The following is a 25,587-nucleotide window of genomic DNA, read 5'->3' as shown; positions in this document are numbered from 1 at the left end:
CATGATACCGAAACTGATGCAATCGATCACCCTTCCCGTCGCCCGGGCCGAAGCGTCGCGGCGGCAATTCCTGCTCGGTGCGCTTGCGGCCGGCACCGGCGTCGCAATCGGGTACCGGATCCTGTCCGCGTCGCCGGCACTGGCGGGCGAGGCGGCAACGGAGAGCGGCTCACACGCATTTTCCCCATACCTGACCATCGGCGGGGACGGAAAGGTCACCGTTCTCTCGTCTCAGTTCGAGATGGGCCAGGGCTCTTATAACGGCATTGCCACGCTGGTGGCGGAGGAACTCGACTCGGATTGGTCCGCGATCGACGTCATCGGAGCCGCCGGCAATATCAAGGCTTACGGCAATATCGCCTTCGGCGGCACGATGCAGGGCACGGGAGGGTCGACCTCCATGTCCACCTCCTGGGAGCGCTATCGCAGGGCAGGTGCCGCCGCCCGGGCGATGCTGGTTGCTGCCGCTGCAGCGGAATGGGGCGTCGACGCGGCCGAGATCGCGGTCGAGAACGGCGTTCTTTCGCATCCATCCGGCAAGAGCGGCGGTTTCGGCGCGTTTGCAGCCAAGGCGGCCACCATGCCGGTGCCGGCCGACGTGAAGCTCAAGGAGCCGGGAGACTGGAAACTTATCGGCAATGACGAACTGAAGCGCTTCGACAGTGCCCGAAAGGCAAACGGAACCGAGCAATACACCATCGACGTCAAGCTCCCCGGAATGCTGACAGCGGTGATGATCCACCCGCCTCTCTTCGGCGCGAAGGCGAAGTCCTTCGATGCTTCCGCTGCCCGTGCGATCAAGGGCGTGGTCGACGTGGTGGAAACGCCCCGCGGCATCGCCGTGGTCGGCGAGCATATGTGGGCCGCGATCAAAGGCCGCGAGGCAGTCACGGTTGAGTGGGACGAGACGGGCGCCGAAAAGCGCGGAACGCCCGAGCTGATGTCCACCTATCGCGATCTTGCCGGCAAGTCGCCGGCCGCATTCGCGCGCAAGGACGGGGACACCGACGCCGCATTCACATCGGCGGCAAAAGTCATCGAAGCGACGTTCGAGTTCCCCTATCTCGCGCATGCTGCCCTGGAACCCCTGAACGCGGTCGCGCGCAGGAACGACGACGGCACGATCGAGATCTGGGGCGGGCACCAGCTCCCCGACGTGTACCAGAACCTCGCCAGCGAGATTGCCGGAGTGCCGGTCGAAAAGGTCCGGCTCAACGTCATGAAGACCGGCGGCAGCTTCGGGCGGCGTGCGGTATTCGACGGCGATGTCGTGGTAGAGGCCGTCCATGTGGCGAAGGCCCTCGGCTTCCGCGCACCGGTCAAGGTGCAGTGGACGCGGGAGGAAGACACCCGCGCGGGCCGGTATCGTCCGGCCTATGTGCATCGGCTGAAGGCCGGGATCGACGAAGCCGGGAAGCTCGTCGCCTGGAGCGATCACATCGTCGGCCAGTCGATCATGGCGAAAACGGCCTGGGACGGCATGGTCCAGAACGGGGTAGACCCAACCTCGGTGGAGGGCGCCAACAACCTCCCCTATGCCATTGCGAATCAGACCGTCGGCCTCACGACCACCGACGTCCGCGTCCCGGTTCTCTGGTGGCGCTCCGTCGGCTCGACACACACCGCATTCGCAGCCGAAGCCTTTCTGGACGAGGTTGCCGAGGCTGCGGGACGGGATCCGCTCGAGTTCCGACTGTCGATGCTGGAGCCGGACTCGCGCCATGCGACCGTTCTCAAGCTCGCAGCGGAGAAGGCCGAATGGCAGAAGCCCTTGCCCGAAGGCCGCTTCCGGGGCGTCGCCGTCGCCGAGAGCTTCGGTTCGGTTGTGGCACAGATCGCCGAGGTCTCCGTCGATGGCGACGGTATCAAGGTCGAGCGCGTCGTGGCTGCCGTCGATTGTGGTCTCGCGATCAATCCGGATCAGGTCCGCGCTCAGGTCGAGGGCGGTATCGGCTTCGGGCTGAGCGCCATCCTGGGTGAGGAAATCACGCTGACCGACGGCAAGGTCGATCAGGGGAACTTCGACATGTACACACCACTCAGGATCGATGCGATGCCGAAGGTGGAGGTTCATATCGTCGCCTCCGCCAATCCGCCTTCGGGGATCGGCGAGCCCGGCGTTCCGCCGATCGGCCCTGCGGTTGCCAATGCCGCCTTCAAGGCGCTCGGCAAGCGGATCCGCGTCATGCCCTTCGCGAAATCGCTCAACGCCTGAGCGCGTGCCGGCCGCCTACTGCATGTTTCCTTTAATCGTGGCCGGTTAAAGGGCAAAAACAGCGCTTTGCGCGACAAGACGCGCGGCGCTGCAGGCGGCCGGCATTCTTCCCCAGCGGACCGGGGCAGAAACAGAATTGCCGTTTGGCATGTATTTCTCGGAACCATCCGCGGCGCAGAGTGTTAGGCGCCGTCGCTTTACCCAAAGCGGCTTGTCCAGAAGAACGGGTCGGCTCTTGTCCCCTCCGCTATGCCGGAATCGACCCGGGCGGCGTCCCTCCCTCCTCCCCTCCCCGGGGGCGCCGCCGTCGCTGCGGAAAGTGCCTCCTCCGCAGCGACGTCATGCAGCGGCAGCAGACAATGCGTCGTTCTGCCGTCGCGACATGCTCAGCCGAAGAAGAGAGACACGACCATGATCGCCGAAACCAGCCCGACGGCAGCGATGAACACGATCAGGTCGACCATTGGGTGATGGCGCAAACCGCGTCGCATGGCGAACTCCTCCACCCGTTGCGGGTCAAGCAGAACGCCTGCGATGAGGAATTGTTCATCCGAGGCAGTGGCGATGGTCAATGCCCGCCCTTGCGCCTCGCGTCGTGACTGTGGTGGCGGTCAGGCTCGCCTCCGCCGCCGGAAACCTTGCTGCGCGTGCGGCGCTCGGAGTCGGCTGGCGGCTTTGGTATTTCCAGCGGCTCCTTTGCATTTTCGTGCGAGGCTCCCGGACCGCCCTGGCGGATACTTGCTGGCGTCTTCTTGGATGTGGACATGCGCTCTGCCTCATCTGTCCTGTTGGTAGCCTTGATGGGTCGTATTGACCTTCGTGTTGCCCTGCTGGCCCTTCTTCTCGGGGTTCTCGGCCACGTCCGGCTTCTTCGACTCGGCCGACACGGTTCCAGGCTCTCCTGTTCCCTTGTCGCTGCGATTGTCCGGAGGGATTGGCGGTGGTCGGCTGCTCATTGGGGATCTCCTCACGCATGTGTCGTCGCGTTTCGATACCGACGTCTTGCTGGCACCCGGTCTAACCGGTCAGACCGGAGGATGTTCCTGGCCGCGCGCCGCCGCTGCGCCATGCAGGGATGCGCCCAACGCCAGGCCGATACCCATGGCCATATAGGCCGCCGCCAGGTCGGACTTCGGCAGGGCGAGTTCCCAGCCGGGCGTAAGACGCTTCGGTACCAGCCCATAGTCGACAAGGGCTGCCAGCACGGTGGTGCCGAAGGCGGCGGCAATCACCCGCTGCGGCGAAGGCCGCGCGCTTCGTCCGACCATGGCGGAGAACGGCAGCGCCCACCAGAGTGAGGCAAGCATATGCGTCACGAAGCCGGTGCCGGTGTGCGCGAGGTCGAGACGCGACTGCGAACCGGCTCGACGGCCGTGTATCCAGTGGCTCGTCGCGTTGATCGGCCGCCAGGGACTTTCATTCCGGCGCTCGGCCGAGACGGTCAGCGCCGCCACCGCGGCAAGACCGGCGAATAATCCGCTTACAGCAATGAGTGATCCACGCGCCATCGGTTTCTCCTCTCGTGGTGACGGGCCGACGGATGAACCGGCGGTCCGCCTGTTTGTTCCGACCCGCCGAAGGTCGGCGGAGGTGCCGCTACTCGGCCGGTTGCGGAATGCTTCCCGCTACTGACGCCCCTTTGTGGCCGGCAAGGCTACGCTGGCCCATCGCTATGGTCGCAACGGTCGCTGTCCCGGCCGCCACGGATACCCAGAAGCCGTTCTGCGCACCGAAATTGTCTACGACCCAACCGGAGACGAATGCACCGAGCGCCATGCCGATGCCGATACCGGTCATCACCCAGGTGACACCTTCCGTAAGCATCGACTCCGGTACGCGGCGCTCGATCAGGCCGAAAGCAGTGATGAAGGTCGGCGAAATGGCGATGCCGCTTACGAAAACCGCCAAAGCAAGGAGAGGCACGGTGTCGGCGAGGAGGAGGGGCACCGACGTGATGGCAATGACGCTTACGGCGATCAGAAGCTGCCTGTGCAGAGGCATCGTTGGGTTCAGGGCCCCAAGCGCCAGGCCCACCAGGAACGAGCCCACCGCATAGACGCCGATGACGAGGCTCGCTGCCTGCGGCTGGCCGAGCTCTTTCGTGATCGCTACGGCGCTGACTTCCGCAGTCGCGAAGATCGAGCCCACAAAGATGAGGGCGAGTGTGATAATCTGCACCGGTCGTTGGCGGATCGCCGACGCTCGCGAGACCCCGGCCTCCAACGGGCGCACCTTCGGCTCCGTCGAGCGCTGGAGGATAAAAGCTGCCGTCCCGAGGGCAAGGAAGATCGTGCTGATCAGCATGCCGGCTTCAGGAAACATAACTACCGCCAAACCCACCGACAGCGACGCGCCGGCAATATAGACCAGTTCGTCTGCCGAAGACTCGAAGGCGAAGGCGGTGTTCAGCTCCGGACGGTTGCGGAATATCTCGGTCCAGCGGGCACGGACCAGGGCGGGTATGCTCGGCATCGCGGCGGCGAGGAAAGCCGAGGCGAACAGCGTCCATGCCGGCCAGTCCCGATTGGCTGCAAGGATCAACACCAGGAACGCAAGAACCGATATGATCGTTGTCGGAACGACCACGGCCGTCTGGCCGACGCGATCGACCAGACGGGATATCTGCGGGGCAACGAGCGCATTGGTGAGAGCGAAAGTCGCCGACACCGCACCTGCAAGCCAGTATTCGCCGTGGGTCTGGGACAGCATCGCGACGATGCCGATAGGGGCCATCGCTATCGGAAGGCGTGCGAAGAAGCCGGCTGCCGAAAAGCCCTTGGCTCCTGGAGCCCTGAATATTTCTCCGTATGGATTGGACATGAGACGCTCCTTGGAAAACTTGTGCAGAATGACATACGCGGCGTATGGAATCTAATTAGTTGCATACGCCGCGTATGTCAAATAAAATACGCGGCGTATGCAAGCAGGAGACATGATGAACAAGCCGCGCAGCGAAATGATCGCCGAGACCCGCGCAAAACTGATCGCGGCCGCCCGGCGCGCCTTCGGCACCGTCGGGTTTGCGGAATCGTCTATGGACGATTTCACTGCCGAAGCCGGGTTGACCCGTGGCGCGCTCTATCATCACTTCGGCGACAAAAAGGGGCTTCTGCAGGCAGTGATCAGGGAGATCGACGCCGAGATGACGGCACGCCTGAACAAGGTATCGTCGGAAGCACCAACACGCTGGCAAGGGTTCGTCGACGAGTGCGTCGCCTATATCCGCATGGCACTCGAGCCGGAGATCCAGCGCATCATGTTCCGTGACGGCCCTGCCGTACTCGGGGACATATCGCAATGGCAAATGACCGAAGGTTGCATTGCAGCGCTGGCGGGAAGCCTGGACCGGCTCAAGGCCGATGGTGAGGTCATCGATATCGACACTGAAGCGGCCGCCCGTCTGATCAATGGCGCGAGCAGCCACGCAGCGCTGTGGATCGCCAATTCCGACGACCCGCAGGAAACCTCGCACAAGGCCGTGGAAGGCTTCCGGGCCCTGCTCGACGGCCTGAGGACAGCGAAGGATTGATGCGTCGCAACCGGTGACGCATCAAGATTCACGACGCTTGCCTTCCGTGATATTGGTTTAGAAGCGCACCACCAGCCCCAGGATCGGTCCCTGCTCGACCACGTCGAAGACAAAGCCATCATCGCTGTAGTCGACGCCAAGCGCGCGGTAGCCGGCGACCGCCGAAACCGTGTCGCTGAACCGGTAGCCGATCGCTGCGGCGACGTCCCAGTCGAGATCCGCGCCACCGGCCCCGACAAGCCCCCATCCGGTCAGATAGATTTCCGGAGTGATCGAGTAGGTGCCGCGAAAACCTGCCATCCCGTCCACCCAGGCCGCATCGTCGGTTCTCGACCGTGTACCGAGAGCGCCACCGCTGATGGAGAGCTCGCTCTCGACGGACCACACGCGCAGGCCGCCGACAATGTCGAGCCGAGAGGAGCCATCATCGTAAATCGCGTAACCGGCCCCAAGCAGTCCCGCGAATGTTTCGGTCGCAAGCTCGACATCGTCCGCAAGGAAACCCCTCGGCGTCGCGCCCTGACCCGACAGTTTGATGTATATCGCGTCACCGAAGATGCTGTACGGTCCGTTGCGTGCCTCCGCCGTGGCCATCAAAGCGAAATCCAGATGGTCGAAGACGTCGCTGAAACTCGCGTCCACATCGACGGCGGACAGACCGAACTGGCCGATATCGCCCGAAAGGCCAGCGGCCCAGAAATAGGGGGCGAAGGAAAACGTCCAGCCGCTCTCCGTCGTGATTTCCCGCGCCTGCGGCGTCATCGGCGAATATATGTCCGCCGCCAAGGCGCTGCTTCCGAGCAGGCAGCTTGCGGCAAATGCCAGATTTCGAACGAGCCAAGACGTCATGCTATCCTCCGATAATATTTGCCGGCACAGCCAGGCTTGTTTGCGGCTCCTATGGCACTGCACGTTGAGAGCGTTCGTCACTGGCGAGGGTTTCGTTCAGCCGGACTTGCTTCGGCGGCGTGCCGCGGCCTTCGATTATGGTGACCGGCGCGGTGATCGTGGCAGCCGCGACGGTGCCGACATTCTTGGCCGTGCCGGCGACGACGGCGGTGATCCCTTCGCCCAAAGTGATCTCGGAGTCGGTCAGCGTCTGCCCCTTGATGATCCGCTGCCCGATTAGTTGCACGATCTCGGGGCTCTCAGCGAACTTGCCGTGGTGCAAGCCGTCATCCGTCTCGACCTTGGTGAGGTCGATCGCAGTAATGCCGGCTGTCTCTAGCTGCGTGCGATAGGGTTCGGCGCTGGGGTCGATCGCGCCGAGCCGCGAGACATCCCCCGAGATCAGTCGCGAAAGCGCCAGCGCCCGGTCGTCCTGCGAGACGAAGATCGTAAATTTCGGCCGTTCATCGCCCATATCGGTCCACTGCTTGGCGAAGACGTCGAGGTCGATGTCGGGCGAAGCGAGAATCACGTTCTCGATCTTCGGCGCGATCTTCCCGTCGCGAATTCCCATCTGGCGCAGCGCCTCCATCGTCAGCCAGGTTCCCATAGAATGGGCAAGGATGGTGACGTCCTTGACGTTCGGGGCATTTGCCAGCGTGCGCAGCGTATCCTCGAGCGCGGTGCGCGAATAGTTGGTGCTCTCCTTGTCGTAATTATAGTCGAACACCCGCGCACGCGACGGCCAGGTGAACAGCATAGGTGTCGCCTGCGCACCGGAATCATGGACAATCTGGGCCAGCCGGAAGACGCCGTCCTCATAGCGGTTGTTGAAGCCATGCACGAAAAGAAGCACATGGCCGTCCTTGTTATGGGCGCGGAACCAGGTGCGCGCCTCGTCTTCCGATGCCATTTCGCGCACGCGCGTGACGGCGAAATCGGTTTCCGGATTGGGTGGCAGCTTGCGCGGCCACTGCACCGTGCCCGGCGCGCGGCGCGAGTCCGGCGGGATCGAAACCGCCACATCGGTCATCGAAAGCGTCGGGCTGCGCTCTCCCGAAAACAGGGTCGCCGGGTCGCCCGAGGGCTGGCGCGTGGTCGCCACCAGCATGTCGACCTGCGAGGTGTTCGACGGCTGCGCCAGAGCCACCGGAGTCATGACGCCTTTAGGGTGACCCCCGCAACCCGCCAACAGAGCGAGCGCGAGAAGCGCCGATAAGGCCGATCCCCCGGCCTTGGCTACACGGAACCCGTCGCCGCGCGAGCTTACGTCACTCAAACCACGCCTCACAAAATTCGGACGCCGTCGCGCCCCCACTCCACTCCGGCCCACGCTCGCCTGCGTGCGGCCGTTCGACGCCATCCCCGAAGCGACCAATCGAGGACGAACGAATCGCACCGGAACGCTACCTATCCCCTCTGCAACCTACTGCACGTTTCCTTTAACCGTAACCCTTTCTGGATAGAGCGGGACGAGGAAACTAGCACGCCTTTCTTCATCCATCCCGCTCTTATCGAACGCGCCTGACACATCGGAAACCGACATGGCTGGTCGTCGTGTCGATTTCCTGGGCGTGCCTCGCCGCAGGGCGGTACCGCCGGCAGTAGTTCGGCGCGCAGAGATGCGATCCACCCTTGAGCACCCGGCGCGGAACTTTCACGCTCGCCGCCGGATCGATACTCGCATCGGCATCGGCATTGCGGGGATTGCTCGGAATGCAGCAAGGCTTGGCGGCCGCTTCCGGGTGGCGCACGGACCAGTAATCCGTGGTCCACTCCCACACATTGCCGATCATGTCGTAGAGGCCGTAGCCGTTCGGCGGGTAAAATCTGACCGGCGATGTTCGCGCGAAACCATCGTCCATAGAATTCTCGACCGGAAAACTTCCCTGCCAAGTATTGGCCATGTGATTTCCGCCCGGCGCAAGCTCGCCGCCCCAGGAAAATTCAGCCCCATCGAGGCCGCCGCGGGCCGCCAGCTCCCACTCGGTCTCGGTCGGGAGGTCCTTGCCGGCCCATTCGGCATAGGCCTTTGCGTCGCTGTAAGCGACATGGACGACCGGATGATCCAGAATCGCTCCGATGCTGCTCTTGCGCCCGAGCGGGTGCCGCCAGTTGGCACCCAGCGTGAATATCCACCACTGCGATATATCCGTTCCCTGCAGCGGTCGCTTCGGGGGTGTGAAGACGAGCGAACCGGCCCTTAGATTGGATGGCGGAGCGCCCGGATAGTCTTCGGCGCGCGGCTTTCTTTCCGCGAAGGTCACATGCCCCGTCGCATTTACGAATTCGAGAAACTGGCGGTTCGTTACCGGTGTCACATCGATCCAGAATCCGTCGACGGTTACCGGATGCACGGGCGCTTCCTCCGGGTAATGGTCGTTCGACCCCATCATGAAGGTCGCTCCGGGAACCCAGACCATCTCCGCCGCGGGTTCAAGGTCGACCACGCTGTTCAAAGAAGGCATCGGCAATCTCCCCTGCAACCAGTTCCTGCGCCGTCATCACCGAGCAGCGCCACGCCAGTGCACTCCCTGACATCTTGTACCAGGCCGGCAGTCTTGTCCGCATTTACCTGCTCGGCAAGCCGGCCGCCGGCAGCATAATATTCGCTGATGTTGCCGCGGTACTGCACCGTTTTGCTTCGAATGCCCCCTTCCTAGTCCTGGACGACCGCCCAGTAGTCGTTCGGATTGAACGTGCGGATGGCGGCGGCAGTCTTCTCGGTGTCCTCGCCGAGATCCGCCTCATAGACGATGCCGTTGCGATTGACGACGAAGGTCTTCACACCGGTAACGCCATATCTCACGGGCCAGGCAACCAGGCCTAACCGACGCCGAGACGCAGCAGGTTTACCACGCCCGGCAGAGGGCGCTTTACGGCCTTGCGGAGGCTTCTTCCCGGCCGGTGCGCTGAGACCTGTTCCTTCCGGGGCTGAAAAGGGCACGAAAGATCTGGTTGGCGCGAGGGGAGAAGGCGCCCGGACGACGTGAGCCCGCCTTGCTCCCCCTCAATCCGACCATGCCGTGACTCGAGGAATGCAAAACCGGGTTGTCTCTTGTCGATTCACCGGCTCAACGGCTAGGCGTGCTACTATGCCGGAAGGGATTCGAGGGAGATCGCACATCCTTTTCCTAGTCCCGCTCTCGCGCGCAGAATCTGTGGGGAGGTTGCATCAAGTGCAGCGTTTCAAAGTGAATTTGCCGGTATTCGTCGGTTCGGTGGCCGTCATCGCTCTGTTCGTCGGGATAGGTGTGATTGCGCCAAAGAGAGCTGAATCGATTTTCAGCGGAATGCAGACTGCGATCCTGTCCGGGTTCGGTTGGCTCTACCTGCTCTCGGTGGCCGTCTTTCTGTTTTCGATGCTATTTCTGGCGTTCAGCCGCTACGGCGAGTTGAAGCTCGGACCGGACGATTCAGAACCCGAGTTCAGGTACCTGTCCTGGATCGCCATGCTGTTTGCCGCCGGCATGGGCATTGGCCTCATGTATTTTGCCGTCGGCGAGCCGATGACGCATTTTGCCTCGCCGCCGGAAGCCGAACCCCTGACCATCGCGGCCCAGCGCGAGGCAATGAGCGTAACCTTCTTCCATTGGGGGGTGCACGCCTGGGCGATATACTCGGTCGTCGGGCTGTCACTCGCCTATTTCGGCTACCGCTACAATCTACCCCTGACCGTCCGATCCGGCCTCTACCCGCTCCTCAAGGAGGGCATTCACGGGCCGATCGGACATGTCGTGGATATATTCGCGATCTGCGGGACCATGTTCGGGCTCGCAACCTCGCTCGGATTCGGCGTCCTTCAGATAAACTCCGGACTGAACTATCTGTTGGGGATCCCCCAGTCGATCTACGTCCAGCTCCTGCTCGTGACCGTGGTCACGGCAATAGCGACTATCTCGGTGGTCACCGGCGTCGAAAAGGGTGTCCGCATTCTCAGCGAGACCAATCTGTTCCTGGCAGTACTGCTGATGCTCTTCGTGCTCGTGGTCGGGCCGACGGGCACGCTCATGCGCGACTTCGTCCAGAACATCGGTCTCTATCTCGATAGCCTGGTTTTGCGAACCTTCAACATCTATGCCTACGAGCCACGGCCGTGGATCGACAGCTGGACCCTGTTCTACTGGGCATGGTGGATTTCCTGGTCACCCTTCGTCGGCATGTTCATCGCGCGCATTTCCCGTGGGCGTACCGTGAGAGAGTTCGTCACCGCCGTCCTCTTCGTACCCGCCATGTTCACTTTCCTCTGGATGACCGTTTTTGGAAACACGGCGATCTACGTGGACACGACGATCGCCAACGGCGAACTGGCGCGTGACGTGAAGGCGGACCTTTCGGTCGCCCTTTTCCAGTTCTTCGAGTATCTGCCGTGGCCCGCGGTAACCTCGACGCTCGCGGTTCTGCTCGTCAGCATATTCTTCGTAACCTCCAGCGACTCCGGCTCGCTGGTGATCGACACGATTGCATCCGGCGGAGAAACGGCGACACCCGCTCTTCAGCGGATTTTCTGGTGTTCGCTCAGCGGTATCGTGGCGGCCGTTCTGCTCTCCACCGGCGGACTGACGGCACTCCAATCCGCCACGATCTCGACGGCACTGCCGTTCAGCCTCGTGATGCTCATTCTGGTGTGGTCGCTATTCGTCGGAATGCGGGCCGATCTTGCCCGCACACAATCACCCGGATCGCTCGGTCCAAGAGCCTATCCCGCGTCCGGTGTGCCCTGGCAGCGGCGCCTGGCGATGACCTTGAGCACGCCGGATAGGCGGGCGGTGGAGAAATTCCTGCAGGCTTCCGTTCTTCCGGTATTGGAGGCAGTGGCAAGGGAACTGACGCGCCGGTCTCGGCCGGCTTCAGTCGGTCGGGATGCCGAAACGGGAGCACTGACCCTCACTGTTCCGGCCGAAGGCCATCGCGATTTCGTCTATGGCGTGCAGATGTCGGAACACAAACTTCCCGCCTTCACCGCGTATGACGCAACCGTGGCAGATGTCCGGTACGAGGCGCGCACCTTCTTTTCGGACGGTAGCCGCGGCTATGACATCATGGGAATGGCGGACAACCAGATCATCAACGATGTTCTGTTTCAGTTCGAACGATACACGGGCTTCGTACGGTCCCCGGAGTCCTCGCTGTTGGCGACCTCGCCCGAAGAGCGATAGAACATTGCCAGGAATCTGAAAAGGAAAGGCGGAGCTTAGCCCCGCCTTTCCCGAAGATCGCAATATGGCTGGAATATGCGATCCTCGTTTCTCGTTTGCATTGTCCATCTATTGGAAGTAGCAGCGGGCTCTGACGAAGTGCATCAACGCGGCGCCAGGCTTTCCAACTCTCCCAACTCTCCGAGCCGCTTGAGCGCGGCCTGCTGTTGCAGCCACGTATAGCTGATCCCGCTGGCGTTCAGAGTGCTGCCAGGCTGGTGGGGATACTGGTCGAAGTCCTGGGAGAACTCCTTGATCTTGCCCTGGATCGGCACCAGGAGCCACATGTTTCGGCCAATGAACTCCATGGCTCCTCCGCCTTCTTTCGCACCTCGCTCATAGGGATCCATTCTCAGATTTGTGATGTTGGCCCAGCTCGGGGTCTCGCGGGTGGCCGTGGCGATGTTGCCTTCACTGTTGATTGCAAAGCTGAGCTTCCAGTCGTTCCACCGGATCGCATTCAGATTGCCGCCCTGGTCGAAATAGTAGACCGCTTCGCGGGGCGGTTCCTTGGCCTCGCCCTTCAGTTCTGTGAGGTTGTAGCCGTCGAGATGGACCTTGAAGTCCTTGTCGCCGGAAGAACGGCTTGTCGGCCTTCGTTTGGCGTTCGATGAAATCCTTCGCGGCAGCGAGGAACTCGCGTCGACGGTCTCCATGCGCTTTGTGTTGAGCGCTCCGGTATCCTCGATCTTTCCGTCCGCGCTCGATTCGATGACTCCCGCGCGGCCCGAAGTTCTTCCGGAATTCCTCGTCCTTCGGATAGAAGTAGCCTTCCGGCTCCTCTTCGGCATTCAGGTGATAGAGGTTCCCGAAGAACTCGTCGAAGCCGTGGTTCGTCGGCAGGTGCTCGTCACGCTCGCCCAGGTGATTCTTGCCGAACTGGCCGGTCGCATAACCCTTGGACTTCACGACGTCGGCGATGGTGGGCATCCAGTCCCGTATGCCGTGCGGGTCGCCGGGCATGCCGATCGTCAGCAGCCCCATGCGGAACTGTTCCTGGCCGAGAATGAAGGATGCGCCCTGCGGTGCAGCTCTGCTGCCCATAGGCATCGGTGAAAATCGAGCCCTCGGCGGCGATACGATCGATGTTGGGCGTGCGATAACCCATCGGGCCCATGGTGTAGGCGCTGTTTTGCGGAATGCCGATGTCGTCACCGAAGATGACGAGGATGTTCGGCGGCTTGCCGGTGCCTGCCGCCGGTTGCTCCTGAGCCTTCGCGCTGCCCACGGGCCCGTTCACCGCAGCCGCCGCTGCAAGGGTCGTACCTCCCAGAAGGAGGCTCCGACGATCTATGGAGATGGATTCTTGCGCATTGTTGCGCTTTTCAGCATGTGGAAGGCCCATGCTTCACTCCTCGATTAAATTTGTGCGTCCGAAGCCATGCGGGTTCGCGCGCTTCGGAGCCCGCCAGAATTATCGGCCGACGCATCCGGCGAGAAAAGTTGGACCTAGGGGCAACACGACGGCCGTTCCGCCGCCGTTTTGATTTTCGACAGCATCCGAATGGACGCACGAAGGCGCAAGAGCTAGTTATGCTCTATGGAAGCCGTAAGGCGTAGCGGGCGGCAAAACTCCGAATCTTGACGGATTCCTTGAAACACCCGCGGTTTGCGAGTAAAATTACGGCAGCAATTCAAAGCGTTACAGAACCGTGCGATCTGAAGCGAACGGAGTTGCAACGTAAGCTGCACGCGAGTGGTGACGCTTTGCCAAACTTCACACGTGGAGGTTCTCATGCCCAACACTCTGATGGCAGGAAGAAGAAGCCAGGATTGGGCAAATCTGGTCTTGGCAGCGTGCCTGTTCCTCTCTCCCTGGGTCATCGGCTTTGCGGCTGAAGCCGCGCCGACGTGGAACGCCTGGATCGCCGGCATCGTGCTCGGCGCCCTTGCGGTCGCAACCCTTTCGGCCTTCGCCGAATGGGAGGAATGGGCCAATATGATAATCGGCCTTTGGTTGATCGTTTCTCCCTGGCTGCTCGGCTTCATGGGAAATGTGAATGCGATGTGGACGCACGTCATTCTCGGCGTGCTCGTCGCCGCAATCGCAGCCTGGGCGGTCTGGGACTATCGTCACCACTCGCACGCCTAGAGCACTTCCAGGAAAAGTGTGTAACGGCTTTCCATCCGGAAGTGCGTTGGATCAAATGGTTCGAGCATTTCAGTGTTTCCATGAAACGTTGAAATGCTCTAGCTCGCGATGAATTAGGCCGGGTCGACCTAGGTCATGAACGTGATCGATTCAAATAGAGCGCGCCGCATCGTTTGAATGCGGCACGCGGGAGTCCTGCGACCCTACGGCCTTCACCCCACAGCGCGTTCCTGCACCACCGCATCGATGTCGGGCACGCCGAGTTCGCGGCGTGAGCGCTCCGTCTCGATGGCGAGATCGAGCACTCTCTGGAGGTCCGCGGCATGGCGGAAACCCGGCTCGACGGTGCGGCCAGCCTTCACCGCCTCGACGAAGCGCTGGTAGTTGGTGGGCACAGTGCCGGCATCGACGGTGCGCCACACGGCCTTTTCGACATCGGGCCCCATGCAGCCGCGCAGGCTCGAGCCATCAGGCGTATGGATCACTTCCAGGGCTCCCCTGTCGCCGTGCAGCCTGAGCCTCAGCTCGTTGAGATGGCCTGTCGCCCAGCGGCTGGCATGAATCACGGCCATCGCGCCGTTTTCGAACTCCGCCGTCATGGCGAAGCTGTCATTGGCGTCGAGGTCGTACTCGCCGATACGGTTGTCGGGCGCCTTGTCGAATGCTTTCAGGCGAGCAAATACCCGCTCGACCGAGCTGTTGGCACCGTAGCCGGCGAAGTCGAGAATGTGGATGCCGACGTCGCCAAGCACGCCATTCGATCCGTGTTTCGTCGACAGCCGCCATAGCCATTTCGACTCGCTTGCCCAATCGCCCCAGGCACGCGACACCAGCCAGCTCTGGAGATAGGACGCCTCCAGATGCCGCACCCGTCCGATTTCACCGGCGACTACGAGTTCACGCGCCTTCTGCAGCGGGGCGACGTTGCGATAGGTCAGATTGACCATGGTGACGAGGCCGGCCCGCTCGGCTGCGGCCGCCATCTCGGCGGCCTTCTCATAGTTTTCGGCCAGCGGCTTTTCGCACAGCACATGCTTGCCGGCGGCGATGAGCGCCAAGGTTGTCGGGTGATGCGCCTTGTCGGGCGTCACGTTGGTGGCCGCGTCGAATTCTCCCCAGGCGATCGCGTCGTCGAGAGAGGTGAAGGTGTTTTCGATGCCGTGCGTGACGGCGAATGCCTTGGCACGGGAGGGGTCCACATCGACGGCGCCGACCATTTCGACGCCTTCGATCTCAGCAAAGGCTTTCGCATGGCTGTTGGCCATGCCGCCGGTTCCGAGAATTAGCAAACGCATGGGGGTCCCCTTCATCGATATCCGGCCTCGCCGGCTCGGTGCAGTCTCGGGCCGCGCTCGACGATCGGCTCCAGCGCCTTCTCCACCGGGACGTTCGGCGCATCGTGGATGGCCTTATAGGTGCCCTGCGGGTTATACGCCCATTTCACCGCGTTCCGCAGCACCTTGTGTACGGTCGCGTCGTGATAGGTCGGGTAAGTCTCATGCCCGGGGCGGAAGTAAAAGATATTGCCCGCGCCGCGCCGCCAGGTGAGGCCCGACCGGAAGACTTCGCCGCCGGCAAACCAGGAGATGAATACCGTCTCGAGCGGCTCCGGCACCGAGAATTGCTCGCCATACATCTCCTCGTTCTCGATGACGAAGTTCTCACCGAGTCCTTCGGCGATCGGGTGGCGCGGATTGACGACCCAGACGCGTTCGCGCTCTCCCGCCTCGCGCCATTTAAGCGCGCAGGGCGTGCCCATCAGCCGCTTGAACACCTTGGAGAAATGGCCGGAATGGAGAACGATTAGACCCATGCCTTCCCAAACGCGTTTGGCGACGCGCTCTACGATGGCGTCATCGACGGCGCCATGATCCTTGTGGCCCCACCACAGCAGCACGTCGGCGGCGGCGAGCCGTGTCTCGCTCAGCCCGTGTTCCGGCTCCTGCAGCGTCGCCGTCGTCGCATCGATCCCCGGGTCGGAATTGAGTGCGGCTGCGATCGTGTTGTGCATGCCGTCCGGGTAAATCTCCCGAACCACCGCATTCGTCTGCTCGTGGATGTTTTCACCCCACACGATGGCATTGATAGACAAGGTCATTCTCCTCGTGATTTGGGGCATCCGCTGCCGGATGCCGACTGTCCGTGACTTGAAGTGTGGGCGCGGGGCCGGGCCGGGAAAACCGCGCGGGGTCCCCGCCCTAACGTTTGAGGCTTTGGAATGATCCGAAATCCTTCGGATCAGCCTTGTTTCCGAGACTTCCGAGCGAAATCGCGTGGATGCGTTCTAGGCCGCACCCCGCATTTGCATCCGTCCGAGCGCCCGGCCACCCGCATCGAAGCGGTGAACCTGGCCGGCGGCCGGCGAGATCCTGATCGTCTGCCCGGGCTGATGCTTGGCGATGCCGCTCTCGCGGACGATCACCGGCTCGCCGGTCCCGATGTCGAGATAAATATAGCTGTCGGAACCGAGCATCTCCGAATGGATCACGGTCCCACTCCACTCACCTCCCTGTTCATCGATCTCCAGGTGTTCCGCGCGGATGCCGATCGTGTCCGCCTTGTATGGCTCTGCGAAGGCGCCGGAAAGGAAATTCATCTTCGGCGAACCGATGAAGCCGGCGACGAACACCGAATTCGGCGTCTCGTAAAGCTCCAGCGGCGTGCCGATCTGCTCGACGAGACCGTCCCTCAGAACGCATATCCTGTCGGCGAGCGTCATCGCCTCAACCTGATCGTGAGTCACATAAATCATCGTCGTCTTGTGCATGCTGCGGTGAAGCTTGGCGATTTCGAGGCGCGTGGCCACACGCAGCGCCGCGTCGAGGTTCGAAAGCGGCTCGTCGAACAGAAAGACCTTGGGATCGCGAACGATCGCCCGGCCGATCGCCACGCGCTGGCGCTGCCCGCCCGAAAGCTGGCGCGGCAGGCGTTCGAGATAGGGCGTGAGCTGCAGCATTTCGGCCGCCGCCTCGACCCGCTTGCGGCACTGCTGCTTGTCCTTGCCTGCAAGCTGCATGCCGAAGGCCATGTTCTCGTAGACTGTCATATGCGGATAGAGCGCATAGGACTGAAAGACCATGGCGATGCCGCGGCGCGAAGGCGTCAGCTGATTGACGATCTGGCCGTCGAAGGCAAGTGTTCCGGAGGTGATTTCCTCGAGCCCGGCGATCAGTCTCAGGAGGGTCGACTTGCCGCAGCCGGAAGGGCCGACGAAGACCATGAACTCGCCCGGCTTGATTTCCATGCTGACGCCCTTGATCACATCGAAGGCGCCGAAGGATTTGCGGATATCGCGCAATTGAAGCCCTGCCATCTTGTTCTCCTATCCTTTGACGCCGCCGGCCGTGAGACCGGAAATGATCCGCCGCTGAAAGATGAGCACGAGGACCACGAGAGGCACGGTGACGATCACGGATGCCGCCATGATGTTGCCCCAGGGGATCTCGAACTGGCTGCCGCCTGAAAGCAGAGCGATCGCGACCGGCACGGTGCGCTGCGTGTTCGACGAGGTGAATGTCAGTGCGAAGAGGAACTCGTTCCACGCCGCGATGAAGGCGAGAAGCCCGGTTGTCACAAGCGCCGGCCACATCAGCGGCATGAAGACACGAGTGATCACCACCCAGGGAGAAGCGCCGTCGACGATCGCCGCTTCTTCGATCTCGATCGGCAGATCCCGCATGAAGGTGGTCAGCACCCAGACCGTGAACGGCAGCGTGAAGATCATGTAGGAAAAGATGAGCGCGAGCGGCGTGTTGAAGATCCCGACGAAGCGGATGAGCTCGAAGAGACCTGCAAGAACGGCGATCTGCGGGAACATCGAGACCGACAGGATCGTCAGGAGAAGCAGCCCGCGACCGCGGAAGCGTACCCGGGCAAGCGCATAGGCTGCGGTTACGGCAAGAAGCAGCGATATGGCAACCACGAGCGTGGCGACGAGGAGCGAATTGCCGAGATTGCGCACGAAGGTCCCGTGCGAAAAGATGCCTGCATAATTGGCGAGCGAAATATCCGTCGGCCAGTAGTCGATGCGGAACAGTGCCGTGCCGGACTTCAGGCTCGTCAGGATCGCGTAATAGAAGGGAAAGACGGCGACGAGGATGATGACGGCAACCAGCGCATAAAACGGCGTCCGCTTTGCGATCGCGACGACCATCAGCGTTCTCCTCCGCTCAAGTTGAGACGACCGAGCCACATGTAGAGGATCGTGATCGTCGCGATGATCAGGAACAGCATGGTCGAGGCGGCCGCGCCATAGGCGAACTTGTCGAAATCGAAAAGGTTTTCGCGCGCCATGACCGACATCGTCTTGGTCTGTGCGTTGTTGGGCGTCAGAACGTAGATGAGGTCGAAAATGCGCAGCGCGTCGAGCATGCGGAAGATGACCGCGACCATCAGCGCCGGCCGGATCAGCGGCAGGGTGACCCGCCAAAAGACACGTACCGGATGGACGCCGTCGATTTTGGCGGCTTCGTAAATATCGCCCGGCACCATTTGCAGCCCGGCGAGGATCAGGAGCGCCATGAAGGGCGTCGTCTTCCAGACGTCGACGATCAATACGGCGATCATGGCGGTGTCGGGGCTGGCGGTCCAGGCGATCTTCTCGCCGATCAGGCCGAGGCCGATGAGCATGTCGTTGAGGATGCCGAACTGGTCGTTGAGCATCCAGGCCCACATTTTCGCGGAGACGATGGTCGGGATCGCCCAGGGGATCAGGATCGCGGCACGGACAAGTCCGCGACCGGGAAACTGCGCGTTGAGTACCAAAGCGACGATAAGGCCCAGCGCCGTTTCGATACTAACCGAAAGAACCGTGAATTTAAGCGTGTTCCAGACCGCATTCCACCAGGCGGGGTCCGCAAGCAGGCCCCTGTAAATCGTCCGCCCGCTCTTCAGGGTGATCCATGAGAGATAATTGGCGAAGCCGACGAATTCGGCGCCCGATAGATTGGTCAGCGAGGCGTTGGTGAAACTGAAATAGATGGTTCGGATGAGCGGCCAGCCGGCGACGAGCGCCAGGACGAGGAAGGTTGGCGCGAGAAAGAGCCAGGCCGAACGGACCCGTTGCGCCTGCAGGTCCGAGCCTATCCTGCCGCCATGCGCAAGCGCAGCCGGCCGATCCGCGAGGGAGAGATCAGTCATGACGTGAGCCTACCGGTTGGCTCGGGTCCCGCCCGTGCCGTTTGATCCTGACCCGGACGGCAGAGCTGCCATCCGGGTCTCGCGATTTTACCAAGCGTCGCCCTTGAGTTCGGTCAGTTCGACTTCGAGAAGCTCGAGATTCTCCGCCGCCGTTCCGTTACCCGAAAGCGTGTTGTGCACGGCGCTCCAGAACTTGGAGGACACTTCGTTGTACTTCACCTTTGCCACGGCCGAGGGGCGCGGCACGGCGCTCTGGAAGATAGGCTTCCAATGCGGCATGAACGGCTGGGCCGCCGCGACTTCCGGGTCGTCGTAAAGCGCCGCGATCGTCGGAAGGTTCGAAAGCTCGATCGCACGCACCTTCTGGGTTTCGGCCGAGCCCAGGAACTTGACGAAGGCGATCGCCGCCTCCTGCTCGTCGGAATATTTCGAGACCGCGAGGTTCCATCCGCCGAGTGTCGAGGACGGCTGATCGCCGTCGGTGGCGGCCGGAAGCGGGGCCACTTCGAATTTGCCCTTTACGGCGCTGTCGTCCCCGTTGCCAAGGGCGTAGGCATAGGGCCAGTTACGCATGAAAACGGCGTTGCCGGTCTGCCAGACGCCGCGTGATTCCTCCTCCTGATAGGCAAGCACGCCCTTGGGCGCGATCGTGCCGATCCATTCCTTGACTTTCTCGACGGCCGCCGCCGCCTTTTCGTTGTTGACGGAGATCGTGCCGTCGGGCTCGATGATCTGACCGCCGCCGGACGACTTGATCCACTCGAGCGCGTTGCAGGTGAGCCCCTCATAGGCATTGCCCTGAAAGACGAAGCCCCAGATATCGGCACTGCCGGCGGCACGCTCCTTGTCCTGAACCTCCTTCGCCGTCGCCGCCAGTTCATCCCAGGTCTTGGGTGGCGTCTTGCCGTATTTGTCGAGCAGGTCTTTGCGGTAATAAAGCGCCGGCGCGTCGGTGTAGAAGGGCAGAGCGACCAGCTTGCCGTTGACCGTCTGCGACTGGATGATCGAAGGGAAGTGCTCGCCGACCACGTCCTTCGTCGCCTCGGTCAGGTCGACGAACTGCTCGGCGAGCTGCGGAGCCCAGATGACGTCCGTCTGGTAGACATCGACATCCTTGTTCCCGGCGGCAAGCCAGAGTCGATACTGGCTGAACTGCTCGCTGCTCGAAGCCGGCATGGTCACCAGGTTGACCTTGTGACCCGTCTCCTTCTCGAACCTGGCGATCTGGTCCCGCAGAAAACTCAGATTCTTGCCGGTCGAATTGGCCGCCATAGACAATTCGGCGGCGGCAGCAAGGTCGATTGCGCCGGCGATCGCGGCGCAGGAAATCAGCGTCCTTACAAAAGGCTTCACGTTCATTGGTCCCTCCAAAATTCCCCCCGGTTCCGCAGGCTCCTCAGCAATTCGAAAACGGTTTGGGTAGGCAGAAGCTGTCAGAAGGCCAATCTGCTGTCAAGTCGTGGTTGCACCGGAAGTAAGCGCCGTAGCCATTACTGATTTTATATCGTATATTCCGAATGTTAGTCGGAACTCGGCGCGCCCGCCCCACAACCTGACCCGGCGATGAACCTGGTTGCGAGAATACTTCATCCACAGGAATTTAAAACGATTTGGATCGTACCCGGATAGCCCCTTCGATCAAATCCTGGCAGTGCCAGCGACGCAAACGCGTGGATTGTGAGTGCCGGCGAACCGGGTATAGTCCGGCGCGAATGTCTGCAGCGCTGCGCATCGCTTCGACGCGCAAAATTGAGCGAATGCAGCTTCTCGATTTGCTGCGTGACTTGCTTCGGAGCCGATCCCAGGACAATACGCAGAAGGGGCGCAGGGAAGAACAGTGAAGCTCAAGGAATTCGCCAAACAGTTGGGGCTCTCTCCAACGACGGTAAGCCGTGCTCTGAGCGGCTATCCGGAGGTCAGCGAGAAGACGCGCAAGCGGGTTGCCGAAGAGGCCGTGCGCCTCGGTTACCGCCCGAACATCAACGCCGTGCGCCTGGTCACGGGCCGCGCAGGCGCGATCGGCGTCGTTATGGGTCGCAACGAATTCCAGTTCTCCGAATTCATGAGCGGCATGGCCGAACGGCTGGACAGCGAGGATATCGACATTCTCGTGAGCCCGGTTGCCGACCATGATATGAAAGCCGAGCTCCAGCTCTATAGCCGGCTGGCGACGAGCGGACGGGTCGACGCCGTGATCATCCATTCACCGAAGCCGAACGACGAGCGCATCCTGCTGCTCCACAAGCTCGGCATTCCCTTTCTGGTCCATGGCCGCTCCGAGACCAACGTGCCGCACGCCTGGCTCGACATCGACAACGAAGGCGCGATCCGCCGCGCCACCTCGCACCTTCTAGACCTCGGCCATAGACGGATCGCACTCATCAACGGCCGCGACGGTCTCACTTTCACGCTCCACCGCGACAAGGGCTATCGCGAGGCGCTGGAACAGCGTGGGCTGCCCTTCGATCCGCGCCTCGTCACGCATGGCCAGTTCACCGACGAGATCGGTTTTCGCTCGGCCCGTTCCTTCCTCGAGCAGTCCCCCCGCCCGACGGCCTTCGTCGCCGGCTCGATGATGACGGCGCTCGGCGTCTATCGCGCCGTGCGTTCGGTCGGCCTTGTGGTCGGAAAGGACATCTCCGTCATCGCACATGACGATGTCTTTCCCTATCTCACGGCCGACAACATGGTCCCGTCCCTTTCGACGAGCCGGTCGTCCCTGCGCGCCGCCGGCGCGCGCTCGGCCGACCTCACCCTGCAACTGCTTACCGGACGGCCGGCCACGGAAATTCACGAGCTCTGGCCGGTCGAGCTTATCCTGCGCGAGTCGACCGGTCCGGCGCCTGAAGCTTGACCATCCTTATTCCGTCGGGGCTCTACTCGCGTCCCTTCAACCGGAACAGCAGGTCCTCATGTACGGCCTTGAGGTGGAAGACCAGGAAACCGGCCGCCTCCTCGAAAACGCCCGCGCGGCAGAGGCGGATCAGCTCGGCGTGCTCTTCCATCGCTCGGGTCATCGCTGCGACGCTTGAGAGCTGGACGCGCGTGTAGCGGTCGCTCGTCTGCAGCAGCGACGCGACGATCTGCTGCGTCCGGGGCATCTCGGCGCGCCGGTAGAGGGCCAGGTGCAGTTCGGCATTGAGCTGGCCGTAGGAATCGATTTCCCCTGCGGCCGTCGCCTTGAGGAATCGGTTTTGAACCTCCTCCACCCGCGCGAAATCGTCGCCATCGAGAAGCGGCGCAGATTTGCGGAAGAGCCGCGGTTCCAGAAGCGCCCGCAGCTCGAAAACGTCGTTGATCTCGGCGAGCGACAGTTCGGAGACGATCGCCCCCTTCTGCGGCACGATCCTGACCAGCCCTTCGGCTTCGAGCTGAAAGAGGACCTCGCGCACCGGAATGCGGCTGACGCCGTAGGTTTCGGCCAACGCATCCTGGCGCAGCTGACTGCCGGCCGGATAGCGCCCGGAGAGAATCGCCTGCCGGATTTCCTCGATTAATGCCCCGGAGAGGGTGCGATGTTTGAGATGTGAAGCCATGGACGCTCGCTACAGGAATACCGCCAAAAATGATATTGACTCCAGGAATGTATAAAATCTACTTTATACGTGAACCAGGGAACAGTCATGAACCAGTCAGTCGCGCCGCCGCTTTATGCGCGCGCCATCGTTTCTCTCTCCGAAGCCATCCTCGCCCTCGAAAAGCGCGCGGTTGCCGGATTGATGTGCGTGCTTCTCGCGCTCATCATCCTGAACGTCGTCACCCGCTACAGCGGACATCCGCTCTATTGGGTCGATGAATCGGCCGTATACGCCATGGTCTGGCTCGCCTTCCTCGGAGGCTCGGCGCTGACGCGTCTCAGACTTGATTTCGCCGTGACGCTGCTGACGGATTACCTGCCGCCCGCGGCGGCGCGCTGGATGCGCGCGGCCTCGACACTGCTCGTCCTCCTGTTCGCCCTGGCGCTTGCGGCATTCTGCTGGATGTGGATGGACCCCGTCGGCATCATCCGCGCTGGCTTCGACGCGAAGGCCTTCGCGGCCGAGAGCTTCAACTTTCTCTATACCGAGCGCAGCCAGACGCTGAATTGGCCGATCTGGGCGATCAGCCTCGTCATTCCCCTCTTCGCCGTAACCATGACCGTCCATTGCGCCGCCAATCTCGTCGAAGACCTGGGCCTGTCGCCTCAGCGTGAGCGGCGCGAACTTTCGAGCGCCGAGGGAGTGAACTGATGGTCACCACCGCCGCCTTCCTCGCCTTCATGCTCGTCGGCGTTCCGATCGGCGTCTGCCTCTGCCTCGGCAGCATCGTCTATATCTTCGCCTCCGGAAATCCCTTGCTTTTCCAGAGCTTTCCGACGCAACTCTTCGGCGGCGTCGACAATTACGGGCTGATTTCCATTCCGCTCTTCGTGCTAATCGGCGAGATCATGAACGGCGGCGGCATCACCCGGCGCATCATCGACATGACGATGGCTTTCGTCGGCGCGATGCGCGGCGGGCTTGCCTATGTCAACCTGCTCGCCAACATGTTCGTCGCCTCGATACTCGGCTCGGCCACGGCGCAGGTTGCCGTCATGGCGCAGATGATGGTGCCGGAGATGGAGAAGAAGGGCTATGACAAGACCTTTGCCGCCGGGCTTACCGCCTATTCGGGCATGCTCGGTCCCATCATCCCTCCGTCGATCATGTTCGTCGTCTACAGCGTACTCGCGCAGGTTCCGGTAAGCGATATGCTGGCCGCAGGAATCGTGCCCGGAATTCTGCTGACCGTAGCCTTCTGCCTCGTCATCGCGGCGATGGGTTTCGTCTACAACTATCCGCGCGGCGAGCGCATGAAGCTCCAGGAGCGCGTCCGTATCGTGCTGGATGCGCTGCCGACGCTTCTCATCCCCTTCGTCATCGTCGGCTCGATCCTCTCCGGCCTCGCCAATGCGACGGAGGCCGCAGCAGTCGGGGCCGTTGCAGCGGTGCTCGTCGGTCGCTTCTGGATCGGCGAGCTCAAATTCTCCGATCTTCCTCGAATGATGCTGAGAGCCGGCATCTATTCGGCCGTGGTCCTCTTCCTCGTTGCGGCCGCCGCGGTCTTCTCCTGGGTACTCGTCTACGGCATGGTGCCGCAGCAGGTTGCCGGCTGGGTTCAGACCGTCGCCTCGGATCCGGTCACCTTCATGCTGCTCGTCAACGTCATCCTGCTCGTCATCGGCACGGTGATCGACGGGGCGCCCGGGCTCATCATGACGGTGCCCATCCTCCTGCCGATCGCGACCGAGGTCTACGGTATCGACCCGATCCATTTCGGCGTCGTCGTGGTCGTCAACCTCGTCCTCGGCTTCCTCTCGCCGCCGGTCGGGCTCTGCTTCTTCGTGGCGGCCGCGGTGACCGGCGCAAAGCCCGGCAAGATGTTCCTGGTGACGCTGCCGTTCTTCTTCGTCTCCTGCCTCATGCTCGTGCTCCTGTCGCTCATTCCCTCGCTCTCGACCTTCTTCGCCCGATAACCATAACGAACCAGCCACAGGATCTTCCATGACATTCTCCCGCAGAACCTTCCTTGGCGGCGTTGCCGCCGGCGCAGCCCTCTCGCTCGCCACGCCATCGCTCGTGCGCGCGCAGGAAACGCGCACCCTGCGCCTCGGCATCGTCACGCCGCCGGGACACCCCTGGAACAATGCCGCACTCAAGGTGGGCGAAGCCCTCAAGGCCGAGACGAACGGCCGCCTGTCGATCTCGGTCTTTCCGGCCGGCCAGCTCGGCAACGAGGCGGCGATGCTGCAGCAGATGCAGAGCGGCGCGCTCGATCTCGGCTGGATCATGACCGCCGAACTCGGCTCGCGCATTCCCGCCGTTGCCGCGATCAACGCGCCCTGGGTCGTCGATTCCACCGCCAAGGTCGCCAAGCTCGTGCGCGAACCGGTCGCCATGAAGCTCCTCGACGTTCTTCCGGCCGAGACCGGAACGGTCGGCCTTGCCTGGGGCATCACCACCATGCGCGTCGTCTTCTCGGCCAAGGAGATCGCAGGGCTCGACGACATCAACGGCATGAAGCTGCGCATCAATACGACGCCCGCTTATCGCGATTTCTACCAGCTCCTCGGCGCCGCGCCGACGCCGATCCCGACGCCGGCCGTTTTCGACGCCATGTCGAACGGCCAGGTGGACGGTCTGGAGGCGGACCTCGACTTCTCCTGGAACCAGCGCTTCGACAAGGTTTCCAAGACCATGCTGAAGATGAACGCCATCTTCATGCCCTGCGTGGCGCTGGCCTCCGGCCGCGTATGGCAGACCCTTCCCGAGGCCGACCGGGAGATCATCGCCCGCCTCACCAAGTCAGCGCTCGACGAGCAGATCGACGCAACCGTCGCCAACGAGCCGGCCCTCCTCGAAAAGTTCGCCGGCGCAGGCATTCCGATCAAGGATGTCACAGTCGCCGACGCCGGCCGGATCATCGCCGAATACGACAAGATCTGGCTGCCGAAGGCACCGGTTCTCGCCGAACTTCGCAAGGTCGGCGCAACGCTCTGACGCTCCCG

Annotated in this window: 25 protein-coding genes and 2 pseudogenes; 8 read left to right on the top strand and 19 right to left on the bottom strand. The window is 62.2% G+C overall.

All coding sequences use genetic code 11. The annotated features are described in order from the left end of the window. Position 1: 1 nt before the first annotated feature. Positions 2-2,215: a xanthine dehydrogenase family protein molybdopterin-binding subunit gene (locus tag M1D43_RS18755; RefSeq protein WP_010975222.1), complete on the top strand. Its 2,214-nt coding sequence runs from the start codon at positions 2-4 to the stop codon at positions 2,213-2,215. A 386-nt stretch (positions 2,216-2,601) separates the two neighbouring features. On the opposite strand, the gene M1D43_RS18750 is transcribed toward M1D43_RS18755, so the two are convergent. The 5 genes from M1D43_RS18750 to M1D43_RS18730 form a co-directional block, all read right to left on the bottom strand. After that, entirely contained in the window at positions 2,602-2,787 is a 186-nt protein-coding gene (locus M1D43_RS18750; RefSeq protein WP_003525766.1) for a hypothetical protein, read from the bottom strand. Further along, positions 2,784-2,981 (bottom strand): hypothetical protein, encoded by a 198-nt coding sequence (locus tag M1D43_RS18745; protein WP_013850036.1) that lies wholly within the window; start codon positions 2,979-2,981, stop codon positions 2,784-2,786. Before M1D43_RS18745 ends, M1D43_RS18750 begins: the two co-directional genes overlap by 4 nt. 10 nt (positions 2,982-2,991) lie before the next feature. Beyond that, a complete protein-coding gene (locus M1D43_RS18740) occupies positions 2,992-3,171 on the bottom strand; it encodes a hypothetical protein (RefSeq protein WP_010975221.1) in 180 nt (59 codons plus the stop codon). 69 nt (positions 3,172-3,240) lie between these two features. Then, complete coding sequence (locus M1D43_RS18735) at positions 3,241-3,723, bottom strand: hypothetical protein (protein ID WP_010975220.1); 483 nt, start codon at positions 3,721-3,723, stop codon at positions 3,241-3,243. A gap of 88 nt (positions 3,724-3,811) precedes the next feature. Then, positions 3,812-5,035 (bottom strand): MFS transporter, encoded by a 1,224-nt coding sequence (locus M1D43_RS18730; RefSeq protein WP_010975219.1) that lies wholly within the window; start codon positions 5,033-5,035, stop codon positions 3,812-3,814. Between the two features lie 115 nt (positions 5,036-5,150). On the opposite strand from M1D43_RS18730, the gene M1D43_RS18725 reads away from it, so the two are divergent. Further along, complete coding sequence (locus tag M1D43_RS18725; RefSeq protein WP_014527524.1) at positions 5,151-5,744, top strand: TetR/AcrR family transcriptional regulator; 594 nt, start codon at positions 5,151-5,153, stop codon at positions 5,742-5,744. A gap of 57 nt (positions 5,745-5,801) precedes the next feature. Here the strand turns inward: M1D43_RS18725 and M1D43_RS18720 are convergent, their stop codons facing one another. The 4 genes and pseudogenes from M1D43_RS18720 to M1D43_RS18705 all read right to left on the bottom strand — a co-directional run. Further along, positions 5,802-6,593, bottom strand: a complete 792-nt coding sequence (locus M1D43_RS18720; protein ID WP_010975217.1) for a hypothetical protein — start codon at positions 6,591-6,593, stop codon at positions 5,802-5,804. Positions 6,594-6,642: 49 nt separating this feature from the next. Next, on the bottom strand, positions 6,643-7,911 hold the full coding sequence (locus tag M1D43_RS18715; RefSeq protein ID WP_014527525.1) for an alpha/beta hydrolase: 1,269 nt from the start codon (positions 7,909-7,911) through the stop codon (positions 6,643-6,645). Positions 7,912-8,143: 232 nt separating this feature from the next. Next, a complete protein-coding gene (locus tag M1D43_RS18710) occupies positions 8,144-9,100 on the bottom strand; it encodes a formylglycine-generating enzyme family protein (RefSeq protein ID WP_015456587.1) in 957 nt (318 codons plus the stop codon). 191 nt (positions 9,101-9,291) lie between these two features. After that, positions 9,292-9,456, bottom strand: a pseudogene (locus M1D43_RS18705) (DUF2950 family protein); the annotation flags it as partial. Between the two features lie 355 nt (positions 9,457-9,811). On the opposite strand from M1D43_RS18705, the gene M1D43_RS18700 reads away from it, so the two are divergent. Then, positions 9,812-11,791 carry a BCCT family transporter gene (locus M1D43_RS18700; protein ID WP_498814377.1) on the top strand — a complete coding sequence of 660 codons (1,980 nt, stop codon included), beginning with the start codon at positions 9,812-9,814 and terminating at the stop codon, positions 11,789-11,791. Between the two features lie 143 nt (positions 11,792-11,934). Here M1D43_RS18700 and M1D43_RS18695 read toward each other — a convergent pair whose 3' ends face one another. The 3 genes and pseudogenes from M1D43_RS18695 to M1D43_RS18685 all read right to left on the bottom strand — a co-directional run bounded on the left by M1D43_RS18695 (position 11,935) and on the right by M1D43_RS18685 (position 13,175). After that, on the bottom strand, positions 11,935-12,486 hold the full coding sequence (locus M1D43_RS18695; protein ID WP_498814504.1) for an arylsulfatase: 552 nt from the start codon (positions 12,484-12,486) through the stop codon (positions 11,935-11,937). Next, a pseudogene (locus tag M1D43_RS18690) lies at positions 12,467-12,793 on the bottom strand (sulfatase-like hydrolase/transferase); the annotation flags it as partial. The gene M1D43_RS18695 and the pseudogene M1D43_RS18690, both read right to left, overlap by 20 nt. Further along, a complete protein-coding gene (locus M1D43_RS18685; RefSeq protein WP_107358434.1) occupies positions 12,681-13,175 on the bottom strand; it encodes a sulfatase-like hydrolase/transferase in 495 nt (164 codons plus the stop codon). The gene M1D43_RS18685 and the pseudogene M1D43_RS18690, both read right to left, overlap by 113 nt. A 390-nt stretch (positions 13,176-13,565) precedes the next feature. Between M1D43_RS18685 and M1D43_RS18680 the strand changes: the two genes are divergently transcribed. Continuing rightward, on the top strand, positions 13,566-13,922 hold the full coding sequence (locus M1D43_RS18680) for an SPW repeat protein (protein ID WP_003525746.1): 357 nt from the start codon (positions 13,566-13,568) through the stop codon (positions 13,920-13,922). Between the two features lie 212 nt (positions 13,923-14,134). Here the strand turns inward: M1D43_RS18680 and M1D43_RS18675 are convergent, their stop codons facing one another. From M1D43_RS18675 to M1D43_RS18650, 6 genes are all read right to left on the bottom strand, one after another. Further along, positions 14,135-15,217 (bottom strand): Gfo/Idh/MocA family protein, encoded by a 1,083-nt coding sequence (locus M1D43_RS18675; protein WP_033050513.1) that lies wholly within the window; start codon positions 15,215-15,217, stop codon positions 14,135-14,137. 11 nt (positions 15,218-15,228) lie between these two features. Then, positions 15,229-16,014: a ThuA domain-containing protein gene (locus M1D43_RS18670; RefSeq protein ID WP_014527529.1), complete on the bottom strand. Its 786-nt coding sequence runs from the start codon at positions 16,012-16,014 to the stop codon at positions 15,229-15,231. Between the two features lie 192 nt (positions 16,015-16,206). Next, positions 16,207-17,235, bottom strand: a complete 1,029-nt coding sequence (locus M1D43_RS18665) for an ABC transporter ATP-binding protein (protein WP_498814375.1) — start codon at positions 17,233-17,235, stop codon at positions 16,207-16,209. Positions 17,236-17,244: 9 nt separating this feature from the next. Beyond that, on the bottom strand, positions 17,245-18,075 hold the full coding sequence (locus M1D43_RS18660; RefSeq protein WP_498814374.1) for a carbohydrate ABC transporter permease: 831 nt from the start codon (positions 18,073-18,075) through the stop codon (positions 17,245-17,247). After that, positions 18,075-19,061 carry a carbohydrate ABC transporter permease gene (locus M1D43_RS18655; RefSeq protein ID WP_014527530.1) on the bottom strand — a complete coding sequence of 329 codons (987 nt, stop codon included), beginning with the start codon at positions 19,059-19,061 and terminating at the stop codon, positions 18,075-18,077. The genes M1D43_RS18660 and M1D43_RS18655 overlap by 1 nt, the downstream gene beginning before the upstream one ends. An 87-nt stretch (positions 19,062-19,148) precedes the next feature. Continuing rightward, the gene (locus tag M1D43_RS18650) at positions 19,149-20,420 is read right to left on the bottom strand and encodes an ABC transporter substrate-binding protein (protein ID WP_010975207.1); all 1,272 of its coding nucleotides are present in this window, start codon (positions 20,418-20,420) and stop codon (positions 19,149-19,151) included. A gap of 478 nt (positions 20,421-20,898) precedes the next feature. Between M1D43_RS18650 and M1D43_RS18645 the strand changes: the two genes are divergently transcribed. After that, a complete protein-coding gene (locus M1D43_RS18645; protein ID WP_010975206.1) occupies positions 20,899-21,915 on the top strand; it encodes a substrate-binding domain-containing protein in 1,017 nt (338 codons plus the stop codon). A gap of 22 nt (positions 21,916-21,937) precedes the next feature. Here the strand turns inward: M1D43_RS18645 and M1D43_RS18640 are convergent, their stop codons facing one another. Further along, positions 21,938-22,597: a GntR family transcriptional regulator gene (locus M1D43_RS18640; protein WP_010975205.1), complete on the bottom strand. Its 660-nt coding sequence runs from the start codon at positions 22,595-22,597 to the stop codon at positions 21,938-21,940. 87 nt (positions 22,598-22,684) lie between these two features. Between M1D43_RS18640 and M1D43_RS18635 the strand changes: the two genes are divergently transcribed. The 3 genes from M1D43_RS18635 to M1D43_RS18625 are packed head-to-tail and all read left to right on the top strand — an operon-like array spanning position 22,685 to position 25,579. Next, the gene (locus M1D43_RS18635; RefSeq protein ID WP_010975204.1) at positions 22,685-23,290 is read left to right on the top strand and encodes a TRAP transporter small permease; all 606 of its coding nucleotides are present in this window, start codon (positions 22,685-22,687) and stop codon (positions 23,288-23,290) included. Then, on the top strand, positions 23,290-24,555 hold the full coding sequence (locus M1D43_RS18630; protein WP_014527533.1) for a TRAP transporter large permease: 1,266 nt from the start codon (positions 23,290-23,292) through the stop codon (positions 24,553-24,555). Before M1D43_RS18635 ends, M1D43_RS18630 begins: the two co-directional genes overlap by 1 nt. Before the next feature lie 28 nt (positions 24,556-24,583). Then, positions 24,584-25,579, top strand: a complete 996-nt coding sequence (locus M1D43_RS18625; RefSeq protein ID WP_010975202.1) for a TRAP transporter substrate-binding protein — start codon at positions 24,584-24,586, stop codon at positions 25,577-25,579. The last annotated feature ends 8 nt before the right edge of the window (positions 25,580-25,587 follow it).

It is taken from the genome of Ensifer sp. R1-3, from assembly GCF_056739175.1.
This window is presented reverse-complemented; position numbering and strand designations above follow the sequence as displayed.